The following is a 26,554-nucleotide window of genomic DNA, read 5'->3' as shown; positions in this document are numbered from 1 at the left end:
TTATCGGTTCAGCGCCATGGAGAAGACGAGCTTGTCGATGTCGACCTGGCCCGTGAAGACGGATTCGGCCGGGCCGGTCATGCGCAGTTGTTCGCCATTCCAGGCGACGGTCAGCACACCGCCGCGCGTTTGCACGCGCACGGGCGATTCGAGCAGGCCGCGGCGGATGCCGGCCGCGACCGCGGCGCAGGCGCCCGTGCCGCAGGCCAGCGTTTCGCCAGCGCCGCGTTCGAAGACGCGCAGGCGGATGTTGTGGCGGTCAACAACCTGCATGAAGCCGGCGTTGACGCGGCGGGCAAAGCGCGGATGGGTTTCGATCAGCGGACCCAACACGGCGACGGGTGCGGTGTCGACGTTCTCGACGACCTGCACGGCGTGCGGATTGGAGATGGCAACCGCCGACACGGCGACCACGCGCGGCAGGCCGGCGGGCGCGTTCAGGTCCAGTTCCCAGACGGTGTCCTGGCCCTGCGTGGCCGAAGGCAGGCCGGCGGTGTCAAAGGGCAGCGCGGCCGGGTCGAAGCGGGTACTGCCCATTTCGACGGTGACCTGCTCGTCGTCGCCTTCGTCCAGGACCAGGATGCCCGTGGCGATTTCCGCGCGCAACGGGTTGCGGTCGGACAGGCCTTGCTCGTGCACGAAGCGCACGAAGCAGCGGGCGCCGTTGCCGCAGTGTTCGACCTCGCTGCCGTCGGAATTGAAAATGCGATAGCGGAAGTCGGCGTCCGGCCGCGTGGCGCGCTCGACCAGCAGGATCTGGTCGGCGCCGATGCCGAAGTGGCGGTCGCCGAGAGCGCGCGCGCGCTCGGGCGTCATCTCGATGGTTTGGCGAACGCCATCGAGCACAACGAAATCGTTGCCCGCGCCGTGCATTTTGGTGAAGTTCCAGTTCATCACGGGATTATCGCCCATTCTCGCGGCGCGGCGAGCGACTGCGGTCAGTACAGCTTGGGCTCGCCTTCAGGGCGCGTCTTGAAGCGGCGATGGACCCAGTAATACTGGCTGGGGCAGCGCCGCACCCAGCTTTCGAGCTCGCGGTTCAGGCGCGCGGTGGCCGCTTCCAGGCTGTCGCTGCCGGGGAAGTCTTCAAGCGGCGGCAGCACGTCGACGTGGTACTTGCCGGTGTCCGGATTCCAGAATCCCACGATCGGCAGGACCGCGGCGTTCCATTTCTGGGCAAGTTGGGCCGTGGCGAGCAGCGTGGCGGCGGGCACGCCGAAGAACGGCACGAAGACCGAACCCTGCCGGCCGAAGTCCATGTCGGGCAGGTAGTAGACGGGGCGGGGCGCGCGCAGATGCCGGATCAGGTCGCGCACGCCGTCCTTGCGGCTGACGAGGAACACTTCATTGAAGCGCGCCCGCCCGGCGGCCACGACGGCGTCAATGTGCGGATCGCTTTGCGGCGTGTACATGGTGGCCGCGCTGGGCACTTCCATGGTGAGGCGGGTGGCGGCCGCGTCCAGCGCAATGAAGTGCGGCGCGAGCAGGATGACGGCGCGGCCTTCGGCGGTCAGCGCATTGATGCGGTCGGCGCCCGTCTGCGTGACCATGTCCTTGATGGCGTCGGGCGTGCCGTACCAGAGCACGCCGCGGTCGACGATGGACTGCGCCAGCGCGCGGAAGTGGTCGGCCACCCATTCTTCGCGCACGGCCTCGGGCTGGTCGGGAAAGCACAGTTCCAGGTTGCGGCGCACGATGCGTGCGCGCGACTTGGCCAGCCGGGGCGCCAGCCAGCCCAGCACGGCGCCGATGCGCAGGCGTGTCGACGGCTTGATGCGGCCGAACCATTTCAGCAGGGAGACCAGCGTGCGCGTTTTTTTATCGTTCATGGATGCGGAATGAGACCGGGCGGCGGGATCGGCTGAAAGGTTCAGGCGGCCGGGGGCGGCGGTTCGGCGCCGGGCGCCGGCGTGGCGCCGCGCGGGGTCTTGTAGCGGTTGTAGCTCCAGAGGTACTGGTCGGGGCAGCGGCGGATCAGCGTTTCCATCGCGGCGTTGATGAGCGCGGCCTGGGCCTCGGGCTCGGCCGGCAGCGGCTCGGGCACCCGGACGTAATGGATGCGCCAGCCGCGGCCCTTGGGCAGGCGTTCGCCGGCAGTGAGGATGATGGGGACATTGGTCTGCGACGCGAGCTTGCCGGGCAGCGTCATGGTGTAGGCCAGGCGTCCGAAGAAGGGCACCCACACGCCGTCGCCCACGCTGGGGGCTTGATCGGGCAGCATGCCGACGGATTCGCCGCGGCGCAACGCGCGCACGAATTCCCGCACGCCCTGCATGTTGGCGGGCACCGCATTGACGGCCGAGCTGTTGCGCGCCGTTTCCAGCAGCGGCGCCAGCGCTTGCTTGCGCGGGGGGCGGAACATCACCGTCATGGGCATCTGGCGGGCCAGATAGCGGGCGGTGATCTCGAAGCAGCCCAGGTGGGGGGTCAGAAAGAGGATGCCCCGGTTTTCGGCGCGGGCGGCGGCGACGACGTCGTCATCGTCCGAGATCACCTGCGCCAGGCTCTCCTGGTTGCGGAACCAGACGCGGGGATTTTCCAGGATCATCGCGCCGGCTTCGGCTGCCGCGCGCCGCGCGAACGCCGCGCCGGGGTAGCCGGCCTGCGCCGCATTGGCCTGCAGGCGCCGCCGGTACTTGCCCGGCAAGGCGTAGATGGCGCGCCCCGCGAACCGCCCGATCGCATGCGCGACGGGGAGCGGCAGGGCGGCAAAAAGTCGGAACAGGGGCAGCAACATGCTTCAAAAGGTTGAAATCGGGCAGGGTATTACCGCTGATCGAGGCATATGGATACACCCCGGCCGCAAGCATAAGAACGGCATTTTCGCTTAAAATGCGCCCAGTCGCGGAGTTAACCGACAACTTGCGGGGCGACGGCAAGGGTAAAGCGCTTAGCGCGGCCCGTGCCAAATCCGCTAAAGCGTCGCGCCCAGTTGGCATTGTCATGCAGACCGGGGTGCAACGCGCCTCGAGAACCTATGCGCCGGCAAGACCGGACACTAAGGACGCATCTGTGGCCAACAACGATTTTCTTTTCACTTCCGAATCCGTCTCCGAAGGGCACCCCGACAAGGTTGCCGATCAGATCTCCGATTCGATCCTCGACGCCATCTTCACGCAAGACCCGAACGCGCGTGTCGCAGCCGAAACGCTGTGCAACACGGGCCTTGTCGTGCTGGCTGGCGAAATCACCACCACCGCCAACGTCGACTACATCCAGGTCGCGCGCGACACGATCCGCCGCATCGGCTATGACAACACCGAGTACGGCATCGACTACAAGGGTTGCGCGGTGCTGGTCGCCTACGACAAGCAGTCGCCCGACATCGCGCAGGGCGTGGACCGCAGCTCGGAAGACTACCTGAACCAGGGCGCGGGCGACCAAGGCCTGATGTTCGGCTACGCCTGCGACGAAACCCCCGACCTGATGCCTGCCCCGATCTGGTACGCGCACCGCCTGGTGCAGCGCCAGAGCGAACTGCGCAAGGACGGCCGCCTTGGCTGGCTGCGTCCGGACGCCAAGTCGCAGGTCACGTTCCGCTATGTCGACGGCCGTCCCGCCGAAGTCGACACCGTCGTGCTGTCGACCCAGCATGCGCCGGAAGTCTCGCAAGAGACCATCCGCGAAGCGGTCATCGAAGACATCATCAAGCCCAGCTTCCCCGAAGGCCTGATCACGCCCAAGACCAAGTTCCTGGTCAACCCGACCGGCCGCTTCGTCATCGGCGGCCCGCAAGGCGATTGCGGCCTGACCGGCCGCAAGATCATCGTCGACACGTACGGCGGCGCTTGCCCGCACGGCGGCGGCGCGTTCTCGGGCAAGGATCCGTCCAAGGTCGACCGTTCGGCCGCCTACGCCGCCCGCTACGTGGCCAAGAACATCGTGGCCGCCGGTCTGGCGCGCCAGTGCCAGGTGCAGGTCAGCTACGCCATCGGCGTGGCCGAACCGATCAACATCACCGTCTACACGGAAGGCACGGGCGTCATCCCCGACGACCAGATCGCCAAACTGGTGCGCGAGCACTTCGACCTGCGTCCGAAGGGCATCGTGAACATGCTGGACCTGCTGCGCCCGATCTACACCAAGACCGCCGCCTACGGCCACTTCGGCCGCTCCGAGCCCGAGTTCTCGTGGGAAGCCACGGACAAGGTCCAGGAACTGAAGAAGTCCGCCTGACGCGAACCGCTACCCCGGTTGAAAAAAGCGCCCGATCCGATCGGGCGCTTTTTCTTTTTCAGAGTCCCCAGGCCGACAGGTCCGGATGCCGCGGCACGGGCGACAGCACGGCCTCCAGCGCCGCCGCGCAATCGAGCAGCGCGGCATCGGCGCCCGCGGGCGCCAGCAATTGCACGGCGCACGGCAAGCCCTGCGCGTCCAGGCCTGACGGCAGTGCGATCGCCGCCGCACCCAGGAAGTTGGCCGGGCGCAGCAGCTTGCCCAGGCCGGCGTGGCGGGTGTCCTGCGCGTCCAGCGCCTGCGCGGCCTGATCGATCGCGGGCATGAGCAAGGCGTCGATGCCCTGCATGGCCTGTCCGAAGGCCGCTATGTCGGCCTGGCGGCGCGACAGCGCGGCCTCGTAGCTGGCCTGCGTGATCCGGCCGCCGGCGGCGATGCGCGCGCGCACCACGTCCCACAACGGTTGCGACAGGTCTTCGGCCAGCGCGCCGAAATGGCGATAGGCCTCGTAGGCCAGCACCAGCGAGTTGTCGTCGGCCATGCGGGCAAAGGACAGCGACGCGGGCGGATGCCAGGCGGTGGGCGTATAGCCGGCCTGCGCCAGGCGTTGCTGCGCCGCGTGCCAGGCTTGCAGCGCCTCGTCGGTAAGCGGGGCGGGCCAGGACTGCGGCGCCAGCACGGCGACGGCGCCGGGCTTGCGGGGGGCGCTGTGCCGCAGGCTGGTGAAGCAGGTGGCGGGCAGCGCAAGCGTGGCGGCGTCATCGACGTCCGGCGCGGCCAGCAGTTGCGTAAGCAGGCGCGCGTCGGCGACGGTGCGCGCGATCGGGCCCAGCACGTCCAGCGTCTCGGACAGCGGCAGGCAGCCGGCCCGGCTGATGAGACCGGAGGACGGCTTGTAGCCCACCACGCCGTTCAGCGCCGCCGGCGCGCGCACGGAGCCGCCCGTGTCGCCGCCCAGCGCGATCGGGGCCAGGCCCGCGGCCACGGCCACGCCCGCGCCGCTGGACGAACCGCCGGGCGCGCGCGCCACGTTGGCGTCCCACGGATTGCGGGCGGTGCCCTGCGTCGGGTTCTGTCCCGACAGGCCGAACGCGAATTCCGTCATGCGCGTCTTGCCCAGGATCACCATGCCCGCTGCCGCCAGTCCGCGTGCCGCGGCGGCGGTCTCGGTGCTGACGACGCCTGCACGCGCCTGAGAGCCGCCGCTGACGACGGTGCCTTCCCACTGCACGCTGTCCTTGACCGCGACGGGCACGCCATGCAGGGGACCAGCGCAAATACCAGCGTCCAGCAGCCGGTCCGCCGCTTCGGCCTGCGCCAGCGCGCGCTCGGCCGTGACCACGCTGTAGGCCGCCAGCGCCCCGCCGCGTTCGATCCGGTCAAGGAAATGCAGGGTGAGATCGCGCGAACGCAGCTTGCGCTCGCGGATGGCGCGGGCAAGCTGGCGCGCATCCTGGAAATGCAGGTCGATGTCTTGGGCGGGCATGAGTCTCATCGAAAAGGAAAAAGCCTTCCGGTCCGCGGCGGGACCGGAAAGCGATGTGTGGGAAGGGCGCGAGAAGAGGACGGCCTATTTCAGGACCTGGCCCTTCGTCTCGGGCATGCGGATGAAGGTGATCAGCGTGATCACGGCGCCAGCCAGCACGTAATAGAAGAACCAGCGCTCCATGCCCTTGCTTTGCAGCCAGGTCAGCAGGTAGGGCGTGGTGCCGCCCAGCAGCGCGACGACCAGGTTGTACGGCGTGCCGATGCCGACGGCGCGCACGCTGGTGGGAAACTGTTCGGACATGATGGCGGGCGCAATCGCGGTGTACATGGCGTACAGCACCAGCCCGAACAGCTCGACCGCCAGGATCGAACCGAACGACGGCCCGAGCGTGGTCATGATCGGGTAGAAGAAGATCAGGTAGCCCGCGGCAAAGAAGATGAGCTGCGGCTTGCGGCCGATGCGGTCGGACAGCATGCCGAACAGCGGCTGCACCAGCATGAACACGATCAGCGCGACGGTGTTGGCCGCGAACGCGGTCTTGGGATCGGCGCCGACCTGCCGGATGGCATAGGTGGGCACGTAGGCCACGAAGATGTAGAACGCGAACGTGGTCAGGACCGAGAAGCCGACGATGCGCAGCACTTCGCGCGGGTGGTCGCGCAGCAGCGTGCGCAGCGGCTGCTTTTCAACGCCGGCCTTCTTGGCGTGCGAGAACGCTTCGGTTTCCGGGATGGCGCGACGGATCCACATGCCTGCCAGGCCGCCCAGCGCGCCCAGCATGAACGGGATGCGCCAGCCCCACTCGGCCATGTCGGCCTTGGTGAGAACGGTGGTGAGGATCCAGCCCACGGCCGAGGCGGCCAGGATGCCGACCGCGGCGCTGAAGAACACGAAACTGGAGTAGAAGCCGCGCTTGTTGGGCGGCGCCATTTCCGCCAGAAAGGTCGTGGCCGAGGCATACTCTCCGCCCAGCGACAGGCCTTGCAGCAGGCGCGCGGCGGTCAGCAGCAGGGGGGCGGCAATGCCGATGGTGGCGTAGGTGGGCGTGATGGCGATGATGAGCGAGCCGCCCGCCATCATGAGGATCGTCAGTCCCAGCGCGGCCTTGCGGCCATAGCGGTCCGAAAAGATACCCAGCACCCAGCCGCCGACGGGACGCATGAAAAAGCCCACCGCAAAGATGCCGAACGTCGCGAGCAGGGCGGTGGTTTCGTTGCCCGGCGGAAAGAACTGGCTGGAAAAGAAGATGGCGAACGACGCGTAGATGGTCCAATCGAACCATTCCACCGCATTGCCTACACTACCGGCCAGAATCGTGCGGCCGCGCGAAACGGGCGGGGCGCTTGCCCCTTGCGCCTGACGCAAGGTTGCGGATGTGCTGCTCATGACGTCCTCAAAGTGGGTTTTATTTTTTGGTCAAATAGACCAATAAAATTTGTGTTTTTATCAATGCGCGAACGTTAGATTAATGAATATGGTCACGTCAAGTAAGGGTAATTCCCTAATCGGCGCGTTGGACGAGACGGATCTCGCGTGCCTCGTCGCGCTGCAGGCGCAGCCTCGGGCCTCCTGGCGGGAGCTGGGCGCGGCAACCGGCATTGCAGAGCGGACCGTGGCGCGGCGCATCAAGCGCCTGATGGACGCGGACGCGCTGCGCGTCATCGCGGAGCCGGATCCGCTGGCCACCGGGCGTGGCATGGTGCTGCACGCGTGGGTGCGCTGCCGCTCGGGTCGCGTGCCGGACGTGGCCGAGCGCCTGGCGCGGCTGGACATCAGCCAGCTCGTCGTGACGCTGGCCGGATCGGCCGACCTGATGGCCGAGCTGACGCTTGCCGACGCGGCTGACATGCCGGATGTGGTGACCCGCGTGCTGCCGTCCATCGATGGCGTCGAACACGTGGAGGCGCGGCTCGTGCTGCGGCCATTCCGGCGCGCGGGCCAGTGGCGCATCCAGCCGCAGGCCGGCGGCGATGCGGACGCGCCGCGGCTGTCGCCGCCCGCGGCGTTGACGGATCCCGAGCAGCGTATGGTGTCGCACCTGATGCGCGACGGGCGCGCCAGCCTGGCCGAATTGGCCGAGCGCTCCGGCGTCAGCGAACCGACCGCGCATCGCCTGCTGCAGAACCTGGTGGAGCGCCGCGCACTGAGCTTTCGCGTCGAAGTCGAGCCGGCGCTGGTGGGCTTTCCGGTGGAGGCGGTGATTTCCGTGCAGGTGCGGCCGAAGGCGGTCGACGCGCTGGCCGCGCATCTGGCGCTGGACCCCAACACGCGCTGCCTGTTCGGCACCAGCGGCGCCTCGCAGTTGTTCTGGCACGTGCTGTGCCGCGACAGCCTGCATCTGTGGGACGTGGTGACGCGCCGGCTGGGTGAACTGGACGGGGTGCTGAACAGCGAGGTGGGCGTGGTGATGCGCGCGCACAAGCGTTGCGGCATTGTGCGCGCGGGGGCGCGGCTGGATCCGGACGCGGCCTGACGGGTAGACGGCAGCCGCCTTGCCGCCGTCCCGCCGGTCAGGCGCCGAGGTACGCGCGGGCCAGCGCGCCGTCCTGCGCGATGTCGGCCGCGGCGCCGTGCGCCGCGACCCGGCCGGATTCCAGCACGTACGCGCGGTCGGCCAGCGACAGCGCCAGCGCGGCCATCTGATCCACCAGCAGGATCGTCATCGATTCCTTGCGCAGCCGGTCCAGCGCCTCGAACAGCTCGTCAATGATCTTGGGCGCCAGGCCCAGCGACGGCTCGTCCAGCAGCAGGATCACGGGCTTGGCCATCAGGCCGCGCGCAATCGCCAGCATCTGCTGCTCGCCGCCGGACAGCAGCCCCGCGCGCTGGTGCAGCCGTTCGCGCAGGCGCGGAAAGCGCGTCAGCATTTCCTCGACGCGCGCCTCGCGGTCCTCCGGATGCAGGAAGGCGCCCAGGCGGATGTTGTCCAGCACGCTCAGCCCGGGAAATACCTGGCGGCCTTCGGGCACCAGCACCAGGCCGCGCGCGACGATGCGGTCCGCGGCCAGGGCGTGCAGCTCCTGGCCCTGCAGGTGCATACCGCCCTGCGCCGGCCGGTGCAGCCCGGCCAGCGTGCGCATCAGCGTGGATTTGCCCGCGCCGTTCGCGCCCAGCAGCGCCACCATTTCGCCTTGCCTGACTTGCAGATCGATGCCGTGCAGCACGGGGTTGGCGCCGTACCCGGTCGTCAGGTTGCCCACGCCCAGCACCTCGGGCGGCAGCGACTCGCCCGCCGGCCTTTGCCGCGCGGCCGGCGCACGGCGGGCCGCCTCGTCGCCCAGGTAGGCTTGCCTTACTTCGGGGGATTGCTGGATCTCGGCAACGCTGCCCTGCGCCAGTTCGCGCCCGGCGTCGATCGCCACGATGTGATCGGACACGCCCATCACCAGCGTCATGTCGTGCTCGACCAGCAGCACGCCCGCGCCCGCGTCGGCGATGCGCCGCAGCAGTCCGGCCAGCCGCGTCTTGTCCTCGCGCGAGAGGCCCGCCGCGGGTTCGTCCATCAGCAGCACGTCGGCGTCGGTGGCCAGCGCCCGCGCAATTTCCACCAGCCGCCGGTCCACGTGCGGCAGGTCGGCCGCGGCGATGTCCAGCGCGCCTTCGTAGCCGCAGAACGCGAGCAGGGCGCGCGCGCGTTCGCGCACGTCGGCCGCCACGTATCGGTGCGAGGCCAGCAGCCCGCCCAGGCGGCCCCGCAACATGCCCAGCGCGACGTTGTCCTCGACGCTCAACGTGTCAAAGAGCTGCGAGGTCTGGTAGGTGCGGGCGATGCCGCTGCGCGCCACGCGGTGGGCCGCCAGCGCGGCCAGCGGCGCATCGCCCAGCTTCACGTTGCCGCTGGTCGGCTGGTAGTAGCCGCTCAGCATATTGATGACGGTGGACTTGCCCGCGCCGTTGGGGCCGATCAGCGCGGTCACGGCGCCGGGCGGCACGGTGAAGGACACCGCCTGCACCGCGCGCACGCCGCCGAAGGTCATGGTGAGCGCGTCGGCATGCAGCGTGCGGCGCGACCGCGCGGACGTGGGCATGGCGCCGTGGCGGGGCGCCAGACCCTGCGCCTGCGCGCGCCGGCGCCAGCGCGCCAGCAGTCCGGCGGCGCCTTCGGGTGCGGCCCACAGCACCACCAGCAGGAAGGCGCCAAAGAACAGCAGGCGGTATTCCTCCAGGCTGGACAGCATTTCCGGCAGCAGGCCCACCACCACCGCGCCAAGCAGCGGTCCGGCCAGCGAGCCCGCGCCGCCGATCGTCACCGCCAGCACGAACAGGATGGACTGCATGAAGTTGAAGTTGTGCGGCGTGATCATGCCGGTCAGCGGCGCATACAGGCCGCCCGCCAGCCCGACCACGGCGGCCGACACCATGAAGGCCACCGCCTTGACCGCCAGCGGATTGATGCCGATCGATTCGCTGGCCGTCTCGCTGTCCTTGACCGCGCGCATGGCCGCGCCCCACGTGCCGCGCGACAGCAGCGCATAACCGATCAGCGCGGCAAACACCGCCACGATGGCCAGCATGGCCACGCCGCGGTCGCCGCCCAGGCTGCCGATGGCGGGCTGCACGATGCCCATCAGGCCGTTCTGGCCGCCGGTGAGGGCGCCGCCCTCGATCAGCGCGTGCTCCACGATGAAGCCGAAGGCAATCGTGATCATCGCCAGATAAGGGCCTTTCACGCGCAGCGCCGGCACCGCGAGCAGCAGGCCGAACGCGGCGCACACCAGCGCGGCGGCCGGCCACGCCAGCCAGAAGCTCCACCCGGCCTGGCCGGTCAGGATGGCGACCGTGTAGGCGCCGATGGCGTAAAAGCCCGCGTGGCCGAACGACATCTGGCCGGTCAGGCCCAGCAGCACGTTCAGCCCGATGCCGGCCAGCGCCAGCAGCGCCACGTTGCCCAGCACGAAGACGTAGTAGCCGTTGACGGTGGCCGCCAGCATCAGGGCCACCGCGGCCAGCAGGGCGTACAGCGCCGGCGGCAGCCAGCGCGTTGCGGATTGCGTGTTCATCACACCTTCCTCACATCGGCGCGCCCGAACAGGCCATTGGGCAGCACGGCCAACATGACGATCACCAGCGTGAAGCTGATGATCTGCGTGTATCCCGACCCCAGCGCCACGGTGATCAGCGCTTCGACCACGCCGAACAGGAGGCCCGCGATCATCACGCCCCACGCGCTGGTGATGCCGCCCAGGATGGCGACCACGTAGGCCTTCAGCCCGAACAGCGTGCCCATGTCCGCCGTCACGTTAAAGAGCGGCGCGACCAGCGCGCCGGCCACGCCCGCGAACAGCGTGGATACCGCGAAGGCGGCCATGATGGCGTGGCGCACGGGGATGCCCATGAGCCGCGCGGCGTTCGGGTTCTGCACCACGGCAAGCAGCGCCACGCCCCAACGGGTGCGACGCGACAAGGTGTGCAGTGCCGCCGCCAACGCCAGCCCCACCACCGGAATCAGCAACTGCAGCGGGTAGATGCCCAGCCCCAGTCCGCCGATTTCAAGCGGCGCTTGCGCCAGCGGCGACGGCAGGCTGCGCGGCTCCTTGCCGAACGTGAACATGACCACGTTGTCCAGCACGATGCCCAGCGCCACGGTGGACATGAGCCACGCGTTCGAGCCGCGGCTGGCAAACGGCCTGACCGCCAGCCGTTCCACGACCAGGCCGTAGAGCGCGCACAGCGCCAGCGCGAACACCAGCGCGATGGCCAGCGGCCAGCCCAGCGTCTGGGCGAACGTGTAGGTCAGCACGGCGCCCAGCATCATGGAGCTGCCCTGGGCGAAATTCACCGTGCCGGACACGGCGTAGGTCAGGTAAAAGCCCAGGGCCATCAGGCCGTACATGCTTCCCAGGCCCAGGCCGCTGACGATGGCGGACATCAACAACATGCGCGTCTCCCGCGTGGTCCGGCCGCGTTACTGCGTGCCCTTGACGGGCAGGATGCGGTTGTCGATGAAGTGCGTCCAGACGTAGTCGTCCTGGCGCAGCGCGTCGTGCGTGGCCGGCGTGAAGGGCTGCTCGTACGTCTTGATCAGGCCTTCGTACTTGCCGATCTTGTAGAAGCCCTGGCGCACCGCGTCGCCGTCGGTGGAACCGGCCTGCGCGATAGCCAGCGCGGCCAGCTGCATGCCGTCGTAGGCGTTGGCCACACCCACGGCGGGCGTGATGTCCTGCGGTCCCTTGATGTCGGAATACTTGGCCTTGAGCGCCTGCATCACCTTCTCGCCCACCGGTCCCTGCTTGCCGAAAAAGCTGTAGGTCTGCACGAAGTGCACGTTCTTGGCGTTGGGACCGGCCAGCTCCGTGAAGCGGCCGCCGGCAGGGCCCCAGTGCGAAACGACCGGCACCTTCCAGCCCATGCGGTCCAGCGACTTCACCACCTGCGCCGACGGGCCCACGTTGCCCACTAGGAACAGCGTGTCGGCGCCGGCGGCCTTCAGGCGGCTCAGTTGCGGCACGATGTCCAGGTCATTGGGCTGGAATTTCTCGACGCCGGCGGGCGTGACCTTGGCCGCGGCCAGCGCGGCATTCAGGCCTTTTTCGTTGGACTCGCCCCACGGGTTGTTCACCAGGATCATGCCGGGCTTGGCGCTCTGGAACGTCTTTTGCGCGTATTGCACCATCGCGCTATCGACGATCTCGTCCATTGCGGACACGCGGAACACGAAGTTGGGGTTGCCCTTGTTCTGCGTGATGGCGGTGCCGGCGGCCCACGGGCCCATGAACGGCACTTTTTCCTGGTTCACGATGGGCACGATGGCCATGGAGACCGGCGTGTCCAGGCCGCCAAACAGCACGGCAACCTTTTCCTTGTAGATCAGCTCGCGCGCGGCGGCCATGCCCTTGGCGGGATTGCCTTCGTCGTCACGGCGCACCAGCACGACCTGGCGGCCGCCCAGAAGGCCGCCGCGTGCGTTGATCTCGTCGATGGCGACCGTCATGCCGCGCGTGAGCGCTTCGCCCGCGCGCGCCGACTCCCCGGACAGCGCGGTGATCAGGCCGATCTTGATCGGGTCCGCGGCCAGCGCCGGCTGCGTGGCCAGGCCCGCGGCGAAAAGGGCGGCGGCGGTCGCGCGGCGCATGAAGGAACGACGGGTCGGGGTCATCGGGACACTCCTGAAAAAGTGGAATGAATCTTGCATGGGGTTAAGTGCTGCTTCGTTCCCTCATGCAAGATCCATGCCACCTGTTCCGCGCCGCCTGCCGTATGCCGACTTCGCCCCGCCGCCGGAGGGCGCGGGCGGCGCAGACGGGGTTTGTGCACACCGATGCCAGGATTTTGTCGCCAAAACCGCAGCAATTTTGTTCACAATCATGCTTCAGGATTTGCACCAAAATGAATCCATCCTCGCTTCAAAGCACTAAACCGGGGCGCGACGATCAATCCCCATGGACGCCGCAACCCCTCGCCTGCCACGGCCGCTTTCCGTATCGCGGCATCGCCGGCCGCGCCGATTATTCGTGGCCCAACGGCGCGCGCCTGGCCGTGTACCTGGGGTTCAACATCGAGCACTTCGCCTTCGGAGAGGGGCTGGGCGCCGAACTGGGCCCGCCGTCGCCGCATCCGGACGTCCTGAATTACGCCTGGCGCGAATACGGCAACCGCGTGGGGGCCTGGCGCTGTCTGGAACTGTTCGACGAACTGCGCCTGCCGGCCGGCGTGCTGATCAATACCGCGCTGTACGAGCACTGCCCGGAACTGGTGGATGCCTTTCTTGCGCGCGGCGACGAGCTGATCGGCCACGGGTACAGCAACGCGCACCGGCAGGGCGGGCTGCCCGAAGCCGAGGAGCGCGCGCTGCTTGCGCATTGCCGCGACCGCATCCTGCGGCATGCGGGCAGCGAGCCGGCCGGCTGGCTGTCGCCCTGGATCTCCGAGAGCCACGCGACGCCCGACCTGCTGGCCGAGGCGGGCTACCGGTACACGCTGAACTGGTGCCATGACGACCAGCCGATGCGCATGCGCACCCGCGCGGGCGACCTGTGGGCGATTCCGTATCCGCAGGAGCTCAATGACATTCCGATGATCATGGGCCGCAAGATGGACGCGCGCGATTTTGCCGATATGATCCTTGACCAGTTCGAGGAAATGCGCGCGCAGGCGGTCCGCCAGCCGCTGGTCATGGGCATCGCGCTGCATCCGTACATCGTCGGCCAGCCGTACCGGCTGCGTCACCTGCGGCGCGCGCTGGCGCCGCTGGCCGCCGCCCGCGACCGGGGCGAGATCTGGTTCACCACGCCGGGCGAGATCTGCCGGCACGTGGACAGCCTGCCGCCGGGCGTGATCGACTAGGCGCTGTCCCGCCGCCTTGATGTGTTTCCCTTGTTGAACCGAGTCCCGCATGTCCACCAAAAGCGCCGCCAAACCCAACAGTTCCGCCACCGCGCGGTCCAAGTCCGCCAAGCCCGCCGCGGACGATGACGTCCTGCCCGACGCCGACATGGAGCGCCGCATCTGCGAAGCGGTCTACGAAAGCGTGATGAGCCAGCGGCTCACGCCCGGCACCAAGCTGCCCGAAGCCGCGATCTGCGAACTGTTCGGCGTGTCGCGGTCGGTGGCCCGCAAGGCGCTGCAGCGGCTGGCGCACGAGCATGTGGTGGACCTGCATCACAACCGCGGCGCGGTGGTGGCCGAACCCACGCCGGAAGACACCCGCCAGATCTTCCAGGCGCGCCGCGCGCTGGAGGCCGCGCTGTTGCCGCTGGCCGCGGCCCGCGCCACGCGCGCCGACTACGCCTCGCTGCGCCGGCAGCTGCGCGACGAGCACGCGCTGCTGCATCGAGCCGGACAACCGGCCTGGGCGCGGCAGGCCAGCGCCTTTCACGTCCGGCTGGGCGAACTGTCCGGCAACACCATCCTGCACGGCTACCTGGCTGAGCTGGTGTCGCGCTGTTCGCTCATCGTGGCGCTGTACGAGCCGCCGGGCAATGCCGCGTGCGAACACGGCGAGCACGTGCTGATCGTGGACATGCTGGAGCGCGGCGACGTGGCCGAAGCCGTGCGGATCAACGACAACCACCTTGCGGACCTGGAGCGGCGCATCAGCCTGGAGCGCCCGCAGCCCGCGCAAACCCTTGCCCAGATGCTGGGACTGGCCTGATATGGAAATCGACTTCGACGCTATCACCGAATACCAGCGCTACAAGCTGATGGCCAGCTTGATCGTGCCCCGGCCGATCGCGCTGATCACCACGCTGTCCGAGACAGGCGTGGTCAACGCCGCGCCGTTCAGCATGTTCAACATGCTGGGCGAGGACCCGCCCATCGTGATGGTCAGCATCAACCGCCTGGAAGACGGCGGCCTGAAGGACACGGCGGTCAACATCGCGCGGGACAAGGAATTCGTGGTCCACCTGACCGACGAGGCCATGGCGGAAAAGATGCACCGCTGCGGCGACCGCCTGCCGTCCGATGTCAGCGAGCTGGCGCATGCGGGCCTGGACGCCGCGCCCAGCCACCGTGTGGCGCCGCCGCGCATCGTGCAGGCGCCTGTTGCGTTCGAATGCACGCTCTTTGAAACCCTGGAGACGGCCAGCCGCCAGATCTTCATCGGCCAGGTCCGCTGGCTGCATGCGCGTGACGGGCTGATCGACACGGAAACGTGGCGCGTGCGGCTGCAGGACTACTTTCCGGTGGGGCGGTTTGGCGCCAGCTTCTATGTGCGCACGCGCGACCGCTACGCCATCGACGCGGACAGCGCGCCCGCGGGCGCTGCCGCCCGCACGCCCATCGACGAGATCTGAGCGCTCACCACACCGCGGCGTCCGAGCCCGGCGCGCGCACGCGGCGCGCAAAGCGCCGCGACAGGAAGTCGACGAAGGCCAGCGTCTTGGCCGGCAGGTTCAGCCGTTCCGGATAGAGGGCGTGGATGTCGGCGGGCGGGGTGCGCCAGTCCGTCAGGACCTCGCGCAGCCGGCCTTCGCGCAGGTGTGCCGCGGTTTCCCATTCGGAGCGCATGACGATGCCGTGGCCGTCCAGCGCCCATTCCAATGCGCTCTGGCCGTCGTTCGAACTGACCGGCCCGCGCACCTTCACGGTTTCCGCGCGGGCGCCCGATTCCAGCCGCCAGGTGCCGTAGGCCACGTCGTTCTCGCGCACGACGATGCAGCGGTGGCGCTGCAGGTCGCCGGGCGTGCGCGGCTCGCCATGCGTCTCCAGGTAGCGGGGCGATGCGCACAGCAGGCGCCGATTGGACGCGATCCGGCGTGCCGTCAGCCGCGCATCGGGCAGGTCGCCGAACCGCACGGCCACGTCAAAGCCTTCCTCGATCAGGTTCAGCGGCCTGTCGGTCAGCCGCATCTGCACTTCCACATCGGGGTACTGCCGGCAAAAGTCCGAGACGGCCGGCACGATGTGGGCCCGTCCGAAACCGAACGTGGCGTTCAGCCGCAGCAGCCCCTGGGGCTGGGCGCGCGCACTGGACACCGATCGCTCCAGCGCCTGCAGGTCTGCCAGGATGCGGGATCCCTCGGCAAGATACAGCTCGCCTTCCTGCGTCACGCTGACCCGGCGGGTGGTGCGGTTCAAGAGGCGCACTCCCAGGCGCTGCTCCAGCTTGGCCAGGCGCGTGCTGACCGCGGGCGGGGTCAGCCCCAGCTCGCGGGCGGTAGCGGACAGGTTGCCGTGTTTGACCACCAGAGAGAAGAAGGCGAGATCGGAGAGCGCATCCATGGCTATTTATAAATCCGATTTAACAAAGCTTTATTTTTTCTCCGAATTATAAGAACCGACTAGGTCTATACACTGGGTTCACCGATACAGAGCCGCACCCACGCGGCCAACCGAGGAGACCCGAAAAATGAAGACAGCCAGATTGGCCGGTGCATTGTGCGCCGCGCTTGCCGCATCCTGTTGGGCCCATTCCGCCGCCGCCAGCAACGCCTTTCCCGAGCGCGCGGTGACGCTGATCGTGCCGTTCGCGCCGGGCGGCAGCGTGGACATCGCGGCCCGCCTGATCTCCGACGCCTGGGCCAAGGAACTGGGGCAGAGCGTGATCGTGGAGAACCGCGCCGGCGCGTCCGGCAACATCGGCATGACGGCCGTGGCGCGCGCCGAGCCCAACGGCTACACGCTGGGCATCAACACCATGTCGCTGGCCATCAATCCGGCGCTCTTCAAGACCATGCCGTTCGATACCGCGAAGGACCTGCGATCGGTGGGCACGGTGGGCACGTCGCAGCATGTGCTGACGGTCACCAATGCGTTGCCCGTGCAGTCGGTGAGCGAACTGCTGGCCTATGTGCGCGCCCGCCCCGCCAACGACCTGAGCTTTGGGTCGGCCGGCACCGGCAGCACGTTCCACATGGCGGCCGAGTTGTTCAAGTCGGTTTCCAACACGCAGATCATGCACGTGCCGTACAAGGGCGGCGGTCCCGCCATGCTGGACACGATCAGCGGACAGGTGCAGATGAGCTTTCCGGTGCTGTCCGCGGCCAAGCCGCAGGTCGATGGCAAGAAGCTGCGCGCGCTCGGGGTGACGGGCACGGCGCGCTCGCCGCTGCTGCCCGACGTGCCGACCATCGCCGAGTCCGGCCTGCCCGGCTACGAATTCAACACCTGGTTCGTCATCAGCGCGCCGGCCGGGACGCCGCAGCCGGTCATCGACACGCTGAACGCCAAGCTTGGCCAGGCGCTGAAATCGGCCGCGCTGACGCAGCGCATGCAGAAAGAGGGCTTCGAACCCCTGATCACGGCGCCGGACAAGACCGATGCGATGGTGGCCGCGGAGATGACGCGCTGGTCCGGCATCGTCAAGGAAGCCGGGATCGAGGCGAATTGATCGCCTTCCAAGGTTTCACGCGCATTACCCGCCCGCGCGCGCCGCGGGCGCATTCTTCAAGCAAGGAAGCACAGACATGCCCGGCATGACGCTATACGACAAACTGGTGGCCAGCCATGAGGTGGCCCGGATCGACGGCGAGCACGTGCTGCTCTACGTCGACCTGCACATCATGAACGAGTACACGAGCCCGCAAGCCTTCAGCGGCCTGGCCGCGCGCGGCCGGGGCGTGTTGCGGCCGGGTCAGCAGATGGCGGTGGTGGACCACATCATCCCCACGCATCCCGTGCCGTCCGCGCTGCGCGTGATCGCCGATGACGCCTCGTCGCGCCAGGCGCTGAACCTGAAGCGCAATTGCGACGAACAGCGCATCGCGCTCTTTGACACCACCGATCCGCTGCAGGGCATCGAGCACGTCATCGCGCCGGAACACGGCATGATCCTGCCCGGCATGGTGGTGCTGTGCGGCGACAGCCACACCACCACGTATGGCGCGCTGGGCGCCCTGGGCTTTGGCATCGGAACGAGCGAAGTCGAACACATCCTGGCGACGCAGACGCTGGTGTACCGCGTGGCGCGCAACATGCGGATCCGCATCGACGGCACGCTGCCGGCCCATGTGTCGGCCAAGGATCTGGTCATCTACATCGTGCACCGCATCGGCGCGCAGGGCGCGCGCGGCCATGCAGTGGAGTTCTGCGGCGAAGCCGTGGCCGCGCTGTCCGCCGAAGCGCGCATGACCCTGTGCAACATGACGGTCGAGGCCGGCGCGCGCGCCGCGCTGATCGCGCCGGACGCCGTCACCGACGCCTACGTCACGGCGCACGCGCCGCAGCTGCGCGGCGCGTTGCTGGACGAGGCGCGCGCCTGGTGGGCCACGCTGCGCTCGGACGACGGCGCGCACTTCGATGTGGAACACGTGTTCGACGCGAGCCGCATTGCGCCCTTCGTGACGTGGGGCACGAGCCCGGACCAGGCGATTGCCGTGGACGGCGCGGTGCCGGATCCGCGCGACGAGCCGGACACGCTGGCCCGGCTGGCGCTGGAGAAGGCGATGGACTATATCGGCCTTGCCGCCGGCGAGCCGATCGCCGGCGTGCCGATCGATCGGGTGTTCATCGGCTCCTGTACCAATGGCCGAATCGAGGACCTGCGCGTCGTGGCGGGTCTGGCGCGCGGCAGGAAGGTGGCTGCGGGGGTACGCGCGATGGTGGTGCCGGGGTCCGGCGCCGTGCGCGCGCAGGCTGAAGCCGAGGGGCTGGCGGCCGACCTGATCGCGGCGGGCTTCGAATGGCGCCAGCCCGGCTGTTCGATGTGCCTGGCGATGAACGACGACGTGCTGCGCCCGGGCGAGCGCTGCGCATCCACCACCAACCGGAATTTCGAGGGACGCCAGGGGCGGGCAGGGCGCACGCACCTGATGAGTCCCGCCATGGCCGCCGCCGCCGCGCTGGCCGGCCGTATCGTCGACGTGCGCGCATGGGGAGACGCCAAATGACTGCAATGATCGAAGGCGTGGCCGCGCCGCTGCCGTATTCCAATCTGGACACCGACCAGATCATGCCCAAGCAGTTTCTGCGCATCATCGACAAGGCCGGGCTGGACAAGGGCCTGCTGTACGACCTGCGCTTTGATGAGCAGGGCGCGCCGCGGCCGGACTGCGTGCTGAACCAGCCGGCCTATGCTGGCGCCAGCATTCTGGTGGCGGGCCCCAACTTTGGCTGCGGCTCCAGCCGTGAACACGCCGTCTGGGGCTTGCAGCAGTTCGGCATCCGGGCGGTGATCGCGTCCAGCTTTGGCGAAATCTTCTATTTCAACGCGCTCAACAACGGATTGCTCTTGGTGACGCTGCCGCCCGCCGAGGTCGACGCGCTGCTCTCGAAGGTGTCCAATACCCCGGCGGCCGGATCCAACCGCGTCGGCATCGACGTGATGGCCGGCCAGGTGCGCGCCGCCGATGGCTGGCAGGCCCGCTTTGACCTGCCGGCGCGGCATCGCAGCATGTTCGCGCAGGGGCAGGACATGGTGGGCGCGACGCTGCAGCAGTTGCCGGACGTCGAGCGTTTCGAAGCCCGCCATTGGGCGCGCTTTCCGTGGATGAAGGACGTGGCGCGCCAGGTGCGCGACCGGCTGGACGCCGCCTGACGCGGCAGTTGCGGCACGACGATAGGAGATGACGCAGATGACCGCCTTTTTCGACCTGCCGGTGCGGCGCTTTGCCGCCAACGGTGTGGAGATCGCCGCCCGCATCGACGGCTCGGGTCCGCCGCTGCTGCTCTTGCACGGGCATCCGCAGACCCACGCCATCTGGCACCGCGTCTGGCCCGAGCTGACGCGTCATCGCACCTGCGTGGCCGCGGACCTGCGCGGCTATGGCGACAGCGGCAAGCCCGCCGCCAGCGCCGATCACGCCAAGCATTCCAAGCGGGTCATGGCGGCGGACATGGTGGCGCTGATGCGCGGCCTGGGACATGACCGCTTCGAGATCCTGGCCCATGACCGCGGCGCGCGGGTCGCGCATCGGCTGGCGCTGGACCATCCCGAGGCCGTCGCCCGCATGATGCTGCTGGACATCGCGCCCACGCTGGACATGTACGAAGGCACGACGCGCGCCTTTGCGCAGGCCTATTTCCATTGGTTCTGGCTGATCCAGCCGGCCCCCGTGCCTGAAACGATGATCGAACACGATCCGGTCTTCTACCTGCGGTCCGTGATGGGCGGCCGGCCAGGCGGGCTGGCGCACTTTTCCAACGAGGCCATGGCGGAATACGAGCGCGCCGCGCGTCAGCCCGGGTGGGCCACGGGCATCTGCGAGGACTACCGCGCCTCGGCCACGATCGATCTTGCGCATGACGAAGCGGGCCGCGCGGCCGGCGAGCGCCTGCGCATGCCGGTGCGCGCGATGTGGGGCGAGCGCGGGGCCGTCGGCCGCAACTTCGATGTGCTGGCGCTGTGGCGCGCGGTGGCCGACGACGTGACGGGCGGGCCGCTGCCGGGCGCGCATTACCTCGCGGAGGAATCGCCGCACGCGGTGCTGGCCGAGGCAGGCGATTTCTTCGGTTGGCGCTGAGGCAGGCGGGGCGGGTCCGCGTGTCGACCAAGCCTTGGCGGCGATAGGGATATCCAAAAAGGGACGCACCCCTGGTGTTAACCTTCGCCCCATGAATCGTTACTTCGCCGATCTTTCCGAATTGCCCGACGCCGAGGACGCGCAACGCGCCTTCAAGGCCTCGGATTCGCCCTGCGTGGCCGTCTGCTCCACGCTGTTTGACGACATCTGCCGCGGCTGCGGCCGCACCGCCATGGAAGTCGCCAACTGGGTGTTCATGTCGGAAGCCGAAAAGCGCGAAGTCTGGATCCGCATCCGGTCGCAAGGATATCCGCGGCGCAACAACTGACGCGCCGCGCCGGGGGCGCCACACCGCTTTCGTGGCGTTGAGGGCCGGGACCCTGTCCCCGTCTTGGGCTTGTCACATGGCGTAGGCTCAATAGCGCCATTGCCCACTTCCGGCTCCATCATGCGCATCGTTCTCGTCACGGATGCCTGGCATCCGCAAGTCAACGGCGTCGTCCGCACCTGGACGACCATGCGGCAGATCCTCAGCGAATGGGGCCACGAGCTGATCGTGGTGAGCCCCGAGGGCAGCCGAACCATCCCCGCGCCTTCCGAACCCGATCTGCGGCTATGCCTCACGCCCGGACGGCAATTGCGTCGCGTGCTGGGCGACACCATTCCCGATGCGCTGCACATCGCCACGGAAGGCCCGCTGGGGCTGGCGGCCCGCCGCATGGCGCTGCGGCGCGGCTGGCGCTTCACCACGTCCTTTCACACCATGTTTCCCGACTACTTAGAGGCGCGCATGGGCATCCCCGCCTCGCTGCCGTGGCGCTACCTGCGCTGGTTTCACCGGCCGTCGCAGTGCGTGCTGGTGCCCACGCCCACGGTGCGCGACATCCTCGTGCGGCGCGGTCTGGCCAATCTGCGGGTCTGGTCGCGCGGGGTCGATCCGCGCAAATTCCAACCCTCGTCCAGCCAGGCGTTCCGGGATCTGCCCCGGCCCGTCTGGCTGAGCGTGGGCCGCGTCGCCAAGGAAAAGAACCTGGACGCCTTCCTGTCCCTGGATCTGCCGGGCACGAAGGTGGTGGTGGGCGCGGGGCCCGACGAGGCGCGCCTGAAAAAGCGCTTTCCCGACGCCGTCTTCCTGGGCATGCAGCAGGACGGCGCGCTGCCGGGGTATTACGCGGCGGCCGACGTCTTCGTGTTTCCCAGCCTGACCGATACCTTCGGGCTTGTCATGCTGGAGGCGATGGCCTGCGGCACGCCGGTTGCCGCCTTCCGCAGCGAGGCGCCCATTGCCGTGGTGCAGGAGGGCGTCACGGGCCGGCTGGACGACGACCTGAAGCGCGCCTGCCTGGCCGCGCTGCCGCTGGACCGCGACGCCGTGCGGGCGCAGGCGCTGACCCGCAGCTGGGATTCGGTCGCCGCGGACCTGCTGGATGCACTGGTGCCGCTGACGCAGGGCGATTCGCGCGGGGCGGCCAACGCCTGGGCCACCACAACCTGAAACAGACGCGCGCCCCGGATGTGCTGGCCGTTCGGGGCGCCAACCTTGTACAATGCCCGGCAATCCTGAGGAGCGTTGCGACGACCCTGCGGTTCCCCAGGTGGCCCCCTTGCGCGGCCACCCCATGCGGACCCCGGCTCGCCAGGCTCAGGAATCCTTGTTCAAGCGCCGCGCCCTGCGCGTCGCTACAGCAACGGCGCTCACCTTTGTCGCGTATGGCGGGAAAGGCGAGCACTCGACTGTCGTGGTGTATTCGCGTTGTCCGGCCATCTCGTGCGCCGTTCGTAATTTACGTGGAGCCTACACACCATGAACGCTGTGACTGATAAATCCTTTACCGACTACCTCGTCGCCGACATGTCGCTGGCCGGCTGGGGCCGCCGCGAACTGGCCATCGCCGAAACCGAAATGCCCGGCCTGATGGCCATCCGCGAGGAGTTCGCCGCGTCGCAGCCGCTCAAGGGCGCGCGCATCGCCGGCAGCCTGCACATGACCATCCAGACCGGCGTTCTGATCGAAACGCTGGTGGCGCTGGGCGCCGAAGTGCGTTGGGCTTCGTGCAACATCTTCTCCACGCAGGACCACGCCGCCGCCGCCATCGCCGCGTCCGGCACGCCGGTCTTCGCCGTCAAGGGCGAGACGCTGGAAGAGTACTGGCAGTACACGCACAAGATCTTCGAATGGCCCAACGGCCAGAACGCCAACATGATCCTGGACGATGGCGGCGACGCCACGTTGATGCTGCACCTGGGCACCAAGGCCGAAAAGGACCTCTCCGTCCTGGCCAACCCGGGCAGCGACGAAGAGCGCATCCTGTTCGCCGCCATCAAGGAAACGCTCAAGCGCGATCCGAAGTGGTACTCGACCCGCCTGGCGCTGATCAAGGGCGTGACCGAAGAAACCACCACCGGCGTGCATCGCCTGTACCAGATGTCGCAAAAGGGCGAGCTGGCGTTTGCCGCCATCAACGTCAACGACTCGGTCACCAAGTCCAAGTTCGACAACCTGTACGGCTGCCGCGAATCGCTGGTTGACGGCATCAAGCGCGCCACCGACGTCATGGTCGCCGGCAAGATTGCGGTTGTGGCCGGTTACGGCGACGTGGGCAAGGGCTGCGCCCAGGCGCTGGTCGCGCTGCGCGCGCAAGTATGGGTCACCGAAATCGACCCGATCTGCGCCTTGCAGGCCGCCATGGAAGGCTTCAAGGTCGTGACGATGGAAGAAGCCGCTGCCCACGGCGACATCTTTGTCACCGCCACCGGCAACTACCATGTGATCACGCGCGAGCACATGAACGCCATGAAGGACCAGGCCATCGTCTGCAACATCGGCCACTTCGACAACGAAATCGACGTCGCTGCCCTGGCCGACTGCAAGTGGGAAGAAATCAAGCCCCAAGTCGACCACGTCATCTTCCCGGACGGCAAGCGCATCATCCTGCTGGCGCAGGGCCGTCTCGTGAACCTGGGCTGCGCCACCGGCCACCCCTCGTTCGTGATGTCGTCCTCGTTCGCCAACCAGACGATCGCCCAGATCGAACTGTTCACGCGCAACGAAGCCTACAAGTCCGGCGAAGTCTACGTGCTGCCCAAGCACCTGGACGAGAAGGTCGCCCGCCTGCACCTGAAGAAGCTGGGCGTCAAGCTCACGACGCTGCGCCAGGATCAGGCCGACTACATCAGCGTGCCGGTCGAGGGCCCCTACAAGCCCAATCACTACCGCTATTGATGGATGTAGCACAATAGGAAAATGCCGCGCCATGTCGGCGCGGATTTTCCGATCTGCGGGTCACGCCCGTCCTCGCCCGGCGTCGACGGGTCCGCGGAGCGTCAATACAGGAGTTCGAACATGGTGACACTGATACTCGTCTGGATCCTGAACGCGGTGGCCTTGCTGGCCGTTGCCTACCTGCTGCCCGGCATCACGGTGGCCAGTTTCGGTTCGGCGCTCATCGCCGCGCTGGTGCTGGGCCTGGTGAACATGCTGGTCAAGCCGGTCCTGGTGCTGCTGACGCTGCCCATCACGATCGTTACCCTCGGGCTTTTTCTCATCGTCATCAACGCCTTGCTGTTCTGGTTCGTGGGCTCCGTGCTCAAGGGATTCCAGGTCAACGGGTTCTGGTGGGCCGTGGGTGGCGCGATCCTGTACAGCATCATTTCCGGTCTCCTGACCAAGCTGATCCCGTAGAGGGCCCCCCCGACGGTAGAGCCCCCCGAGCGCTGCGCGCTTCCCCCAGGGGCGTGCCTGCGGACCGGCGGAGCCCGGATCCGCTGCACCCCGCGCTGTCACACTGGCCGAATGCGGCGCTTAGCCATAAAAATACTGATATGTCTGAATCGATTTCTCCTGCTTTCAGTCTGGAATTCTTTCCTCCCCGCGACCTGGCCGGCCAGGAGCGGCTGGTGCGCGCGGCCAAGCAGATGCTGGCCATCCAGCCCAAGTACGTCAGCGTGACGTTCGGCGCGGGCGGCTCCACGCGCGCCGGCACTGCCGACGCCGTGCGCACGCTGCGCAATCTGGGTTGCGACGCCGCGCCGCACCTGTCGTGCGTGGGCGCCTCGCGCCAGGACCTGCGGGACATCCTGCAGGCCTACAAGGGCGAAGGCGTGCGGCGCGTGGTGGCCCTGCGCGGCGACCTGCCGTCGGGCATGGGCGGCGACGCGGGCGAGCTGCGCTACGCCAACGAACTGGTGTCGTTCATCCGCGAGGAAACCGGCGACTGGTTCCACATCGAAGTGGCCGCCTATCCCGAAATGCACCCCCAGGCCACCAATCCCTCGGCCGACCTGGCCCATTTCGTGAGCAAGGTGAAGGCGGGCGCCGATGCCGCCATCACGCAGTATTTCTTCAACGCCGACGCCTATTTCGACTTCGTCGACCGGGCCCGCGCCAAGGGCGTGAGCGTGCCGATCGTGCCGGGCATCATGCCCATCACGAACCACACGCAGCTGCTGCGGTTCTCGGAAATGTGCGGGGCTGAAGTCCCGCGCTGGATCCGCCTGCGCCTGGCCGAATTCGGCGACGACAAGGCCTCCATCCGCGCCTTCGGCGTGGACGTCGTGACCGAGCTGTGCCAGACGCTGCTGGACAACGGCGCGCCCGGCCTGCATTTCTACACGCTGAACCATTCCGAAGCGCCGCTGGCGATCTGGAAGGAACTGACGGTGTAAGCGGTCGGCGGCGCGGCGGCGGAAATGCCGCTGACGGTTATGGCAAAGGGCTGGCGTCTTCGCCGGTCTTAATAAGGTAGTCAGATCGATCCCCACGAAGCGTTACGCTGCGTGGGGATTTTTCTTTCTGATAACTCGGACCCGCTCCTCAGCAGTTTCGAAGTATTCATATGTCCAAGGGGGCGGCCCCGCCTTAGATTGAACGACTTTTCGTTCAATCAACGAGTGAAACTCACATGGCGGGAGCGGCGACTGATTTGACGGCCGAGGCGTCCAGATGGACGCGTCGGGTGGTAAGTACATTGGCATGTCCGGATTGGACCTCGCTGGAACACGGTATCCGCCCCTGGCTTTTTCTGGACGGCGCCCGCAGCGACACACTCGAAAGCGACGTTCTGCGAATCACAAGGGGATTCGAGCACCGGTGGGTGTGGCGCGACACGCCTCGGGAGTACCGCAACCCAGGCTATCGTCATGGTCCCCTGCTCGTGCCCCTCGACGAGGCCTTGTTCACTCACGCCCTTGACCATTGGTTCCGTCAGCAAACGGGGATCATCCTGCTCGCCTCTGACGATCACGACACCCTGGTCGCCCATCTGCAACAGTTGCATCAACTGACGGGTTCAGACGGACTTCCGATCAGCTTCAGCCTTAACGGCGCGCGGGCGCTTGAAGAGTTCTGTGAAGGCTTGAACGCGCACGCCCTGGCCAGGCTGTTCGGCCCCATTCAACGTTTCATCTGGTACGCGGGCAACCCGCATCAGGGCGAATGGCTGGTTGCGGACTCTCCCTTCCCGGGGCAAGCCACAACCGCGCTGGACGAGCCCATCGCCTTGACGAAAGCCGATGAGATCTCACTCGACGAGGCCAGCCTCGCGTGGTTCATGCGTGACTGCGCGCGCAGTGTTCGCCAGCGAACGCCGGCCTACGACGATCCAAAGAATGAACCAGTCCTGTGGCGTTGCATCGACCTCTTCATGCACGAGGCGGCCGATCAACTCGCACTCACCTTGGAACGCGACGTTCGCCGCTACGTCGATCTGCGCTTTCGCTACCCGCAAGCGTTTTTCTCCACAGACAACGCGCTTCGCGAAATGCTGACCAGCCGGCACATTCCGGGAAAACAGCGGTTGGTGGACGCCGAAGCGCGGCTCTCGACCCTCGTGGCGCGGTAAAGGAGCCTCATCAGGTGAACGACAAAGCGGTGAACTACAAAAAGGCACTGGGCTCCATTCGCCCGAATGAAAAGCGCCTGGGCAAAGCCATCTCCCCGCCGCCCTGCGAACGCGGTGTGCCCCTGTATCCGCTGCGCTATGGCATTGCCGATTACGCGTGGGACAGGGAGGTGTTTCCCCGCCTGAACACCGAGGGCTATCCCGCACTC

Annotated in this window: 25 protein-coding genes and 1 riboswitch; of the genes, 16 read left to right on the top strand and 9 right to left on the bottom strand. The window is 67.7% G+C overall.

Translation table 11 applies throughout. The features are described 5' to 3' along the window. From dapF to HV786_RS23295, 3 genes are read right to left on the bottom strand one after another with little or no spacing between them, the layout of a single operon-like run. Positions 1-912 (bottom strand): diaminopimelate epimerase, encoded by a 912-nt coding sequence (gene dapF, locus HV786_RS23305; protein WP_175211927.1) that lies wholly within the window; start codon positions 910-912, stop codon positions 1-3. A gap of 26 nt (positions 913-938) precedes the next feature. Continuing rightward, positions 939-1,829, bottom strand: coding sequence for a lysophospholipid acyltransferase family protein (locus HV786_RS23300; protein WP_128829605.1), 891 nt, complete (start codon positions 1,827-1,829; stop codon positions 939-941). A 41-nt stretch (positions 1,830-1,870) separates the two neighbouring features. Continuing rightward, a complete protein-coding gene (locus HV786_RS23295) occupies positions 1,871-2,737 on the bottom strand; it encodes a lysophospholipid acyltransferase family protein (RefSeq protein WP_175211926.1) in 867 nt (288 codons plus the stop codon). Positions 2,738-3,012: 275 nt separating this feature from the next. On the opposite strand from HV786_RS23295, the gene metK reads away from it, so the two are divergent. After that, entirely contained in the window at positions 3,013-4,176 is a 1,164-nt protein-coding gene (metK, locus tag HV786_RS23290; RefSeq protein ID WP_056327270.1) for a methionine adenosyltransferase, read from the top strand. Between the two features lie 58 nt (positions 4,177-4,234). Here the strand turns inward: metK and HV786_RS23285 are convergent, their stop codons facing one another. Both HV786_RS23285 and HV786_RS23280 read right to left on the bottom strand, forming a co-directional pair. Further along, positions 4,235-5,662, bottom strand: a complete 1,428-nt coding sequence (locus HV786_RS23285; protein WP_175211925.1) for an amidase — start codon at positions 5,660-5,662, stop codon at positions 4,235-4,237. A gap of 84 nt (positions 5,663-5,746) precedes the next feature. Continuing rightward, on the bottom strand, positions 5,747-7,051 hold the full coding sequence (locus tag HV786_RS23280; RefSeq protein ID WP_056327274.1) for an MFS transporter: 1,305 nt from the start codon (positions 7,049-7,051) through the stop codon (positions 5,747-5,749). Between the two features lie 82 nt (positions 7,052-7,133). Here HV786_RS23280 and HV786_RS23275 point away from each other — a divergent pair, with 82 nt between their 5' ends. After that, positions 7,134-8,138 carry an Lrp/AsnC family transcriptional regulator gene (locus HV786_RS23275; protein WP_175211924.1) on the top strand — a complete coding sequence of 335 codons (1,005 nt, stop codon included), beginning with the start codon at positions 7,134-7,136 and terminating at the stop codon, positions 8,136-8,138. Positions 8,139-8,175: 37 nt separating this feature from the next. On the opposite strand, the gene HV786_RS23270 is transcribed toward HV786_RS23275, so the two are convergent. The 3 genes from HV786_RS23270 to HV786_RS23260 are packed head-to-tail and all read right to left on the bottom strand — an operon-like array spanning position 8,176 to position 12,761. Beyond that, the gene (locus HV786_RS23270) at positions 8,176-10,665 is read right to left on the bottom strand and encodes a branched-chain amino acid ABC transporter ATP-binding protein/permease (protein ID WP_175211923.1); all 2,490 of its coding nucleotides are present in this window, start codon (positions 10,663-10,665) and stop codon (positions 8,176-8,178) included. After that, entirely contained in the window at positions 10,665-11,543 is an 879-nt protein-coding gene (locus tag HV786_RS23265) for a branched-chain amino acid ABC transporter permease (protein WP_056327280.1), read from the bottom strand. The genes HV786_RS23270 and HV786_RS23265 overlap by 1 nt, the downstream gene beginning before the upstream one ends. 27 nt (positions 11,544-11,570) lie before the next feature. After that, entirely contained in the window at positions 11,571-12,761 is a 1,191-nt protein-coding gene (locus HV786_RS23260; protein ID WP_175211922.1) for an ABC transporter substrate-binding protein, read from the bottom strand. 230 nt (positions 12,762-12,991) lie between these two features. Here HV786_RS23260 and HV786_RS23255 point away from each other — a divergent pair, with 230 nt between their 5' ends. The 3 genes from HV786_RS23255 to HV786_RS23245 are packed head-to-tail and all read left to right on the top strand — an operon-like array spanning position 12,992 to position 15,399. After that, the gene (locus HV786_RS23255) at positions 12,992-13,948 is read left to right on the top strand and encodes a polysaccharide deacetylase family protein (RefSeq protein ID WP_175156927.1); all 957 of its coding nucleotides are present in this window, start codon (positions 12,992-12,994) and stop codon (positions 13,946-13,948) included. A gap of 49 nt (positions 13,949-13,997) precedes the next feature. Continuing rightward, positions 13,998-14,756 carry a GntR family transcriptional regulator gene (locus HV786_RS23250; RefSeq protein WP_056327284.1) on the top strand — a complete coding sequence of 253 codons (759 nt, stop codon included), beginning with the start codon at positions 13,998-14,000 and terminating at the stop codon, positions 14,754-14,756. Position 14,757: 1 nt separating this feature from the next. Beyond that, on the top strand, positions 14,758-15,399 hold the full coding sequence (locus tag HV786_RS23245) for a flavin reductase family protein (RefSeq protein ID WP_063953734.1): 642 nt from the start codon (positions 14,758-14,760) through the stop codon (positions 15,397-15,399). A gap of 4 nt (positions 15,400-15,403) precedes the next feature. On the opposite strand, the gene HV786_RS23240 is transcribed toward HV786_RS23245, so the two are convergent. Then, entirely contained in the window at positions 15,404-16,327 is a 924-nt protein-coding gene (locus tag HV786_RS23240) for a LysR family transcriptional regulator (RefSeq protein ID WP_056327288.1), read from the bottom strand. 127 nt (positions 16,328-16,454) lie between these two features. Here HV786_RS23240 and HV786_RS23235 point away from each other — a divergent pair, with 127 nt between their 5' ends. From HV786_RS23235 to HV786_RS23185, 11 genes are all read left to right on the top strand, one after another. After that, positions 16,455-17,435 (top strand): tripartite tricarboxylate transporter substrate binding protein, encoded by a 981-nt coding sequence (locus HV786_RS23235; RefSeq protein ID WP_128829582.1) that lies wholly within the window; start codon positions 16,455-16,457, stop codon positions 17,433-17,435. Between the two features lie 76 nt (positions 17,436-17,511). Then, entirely contained in the window at positions 17,512-18,933 is a 1,422-nt protein-coding gene (gene leuC, locus HV786_RS23230; RefSeq protein ID WP_175211921.1) for a 3-isopropylmalate dehydratase large subunit, read from the top strand. Beyond that, complete coding sequence (gene leuD, locus HV786_RS23225; RefSeq protein WP_128829581.1) at positions 18,930-19,580, top strand: 3-isopropylmalate dehydratase small subunit; 651 nt, start codon at positions 18,930-18,932, stop codon at positions 19,578-19,580. Before leuC ends, leuD begins: the two co-directional genes overlap by 4 nt. 37 nt (positions 19,581-19,617) lie before the next feature. Further along, the gene (locus HV786_RS23220; protein ID WP_175211920.1) at positions 19,618-20,505 is read left to right on the top strand and encodes an alpha/beta fold hydrolase; all 888 of its coding nucleotides are present in this window, start codon (positions 19,618-19,620) and stop codon (positions 20,503-20,505) included. A gap of 91 nt (positions 20,506-20,596) precedes the next feature. Then, on the top strand, positions 20,597-20,833 hold the full coding sequence (locus HV786_RS23215; protein WP_056327298.1) for a DUF1289 domain-containing protein: 237 nt from the start codon (positions 20,597-20,599) through the stop codon (positions 20,831-20,833). Between the two features lie 120 nt (positions 20,834-20,953). Beyond that, positions 20,954-22,000 (top strand): glycosyltransferase family 4 protein, encoded by a 1,047-nt coding sequence (locus HV786_RS23210; protein WP_175211919.1) that lies wholly within the window; start codon positions 20,954-20,956, stop codon positions 21,998-22,000. A 61-nt stretch (positions 22,001-22,061) separates the two neighbouring features. Next, positions 22,062-22,209, top strand: a riboswitch (S-adenosyl-L-homocysteine riboswitch). Positions 22,210-22,309: 100 nt separating this feature from the next. Beyond that, the gene (ahcY, locus tag HV786_RS23205; RefSeq protein WP_062838889.1) at positions 22,310-23,728 is read left to right on the top strand and encodes an adenosylhomocysteinase; all 1,419 of its coding nucleotides are present in this window, start codon (positions 22,310-22,312) and stop codon (positions 23,726-23,728) included. A 123-nt stretch (positions 23,729-23,851) separates the two neighbouring features. Next, complete coding sequence (locus HV786_RS23200) at positions 23,852-24,187, top strand: phage holin family protein (RefSeq protein ID WP_056327402.1); 336 nt, start codon at positions 23,852-23,854, stop codon at positions 24,185-24,187. Positions 24,188-24,327: 140 nt separating this feature from the next. Continuing rightward, the gene (gene metF / locus HV786_RS23195; RefSeq protein WP_128829580.1) at positions 24,328-25,170 is read left to right on the top strand and encodes a methylenetetrahydrofolate reductase [NAD(P)H]; all 843 of its coding nucleotides are present in this window, start codon (positions 24,328-24,330) and stop codon (positions 25,168-25,170) included. Between the two features lie 302 nt (positions 25,171-25,472). Next, positions 25,473-26,345: a DUF4123 domain-containing protein gene (locus HV786_RS23190; RefSeq protein ID WP_158216741.1), complete on the top strand. Its 873-nt coding sequence runs from the start codon at positions 25,473-25,475 to the stop codon at positions 26,343-26,345. A gap of 14 nt (positions 26,346-26,359) precedes the next feature. Next, positions 26,360-26,554 (top strand): hypothetical protein (locus tag HV786_RS23185; RefSeq protein ID WP_175211918.1); only part of this gene is annotated, 195 nt, incomplete at its 3' end.

Source organism: Achromobacter mucicolens, from assembly GCF_902859725.1.
GTDB classification, from domain to species: domain Bacteria; phylum Pseudomonadota; class Gammaproteobacteria; order Burkholderiales; family Burkholderiaceae_B; genus Achromobacter; species Achromobacter mucicolens.
Note: the sequence above shows the minus strand (reverse complement) of the source record. Positions and strands in the feature narration are given on the sequence as shown.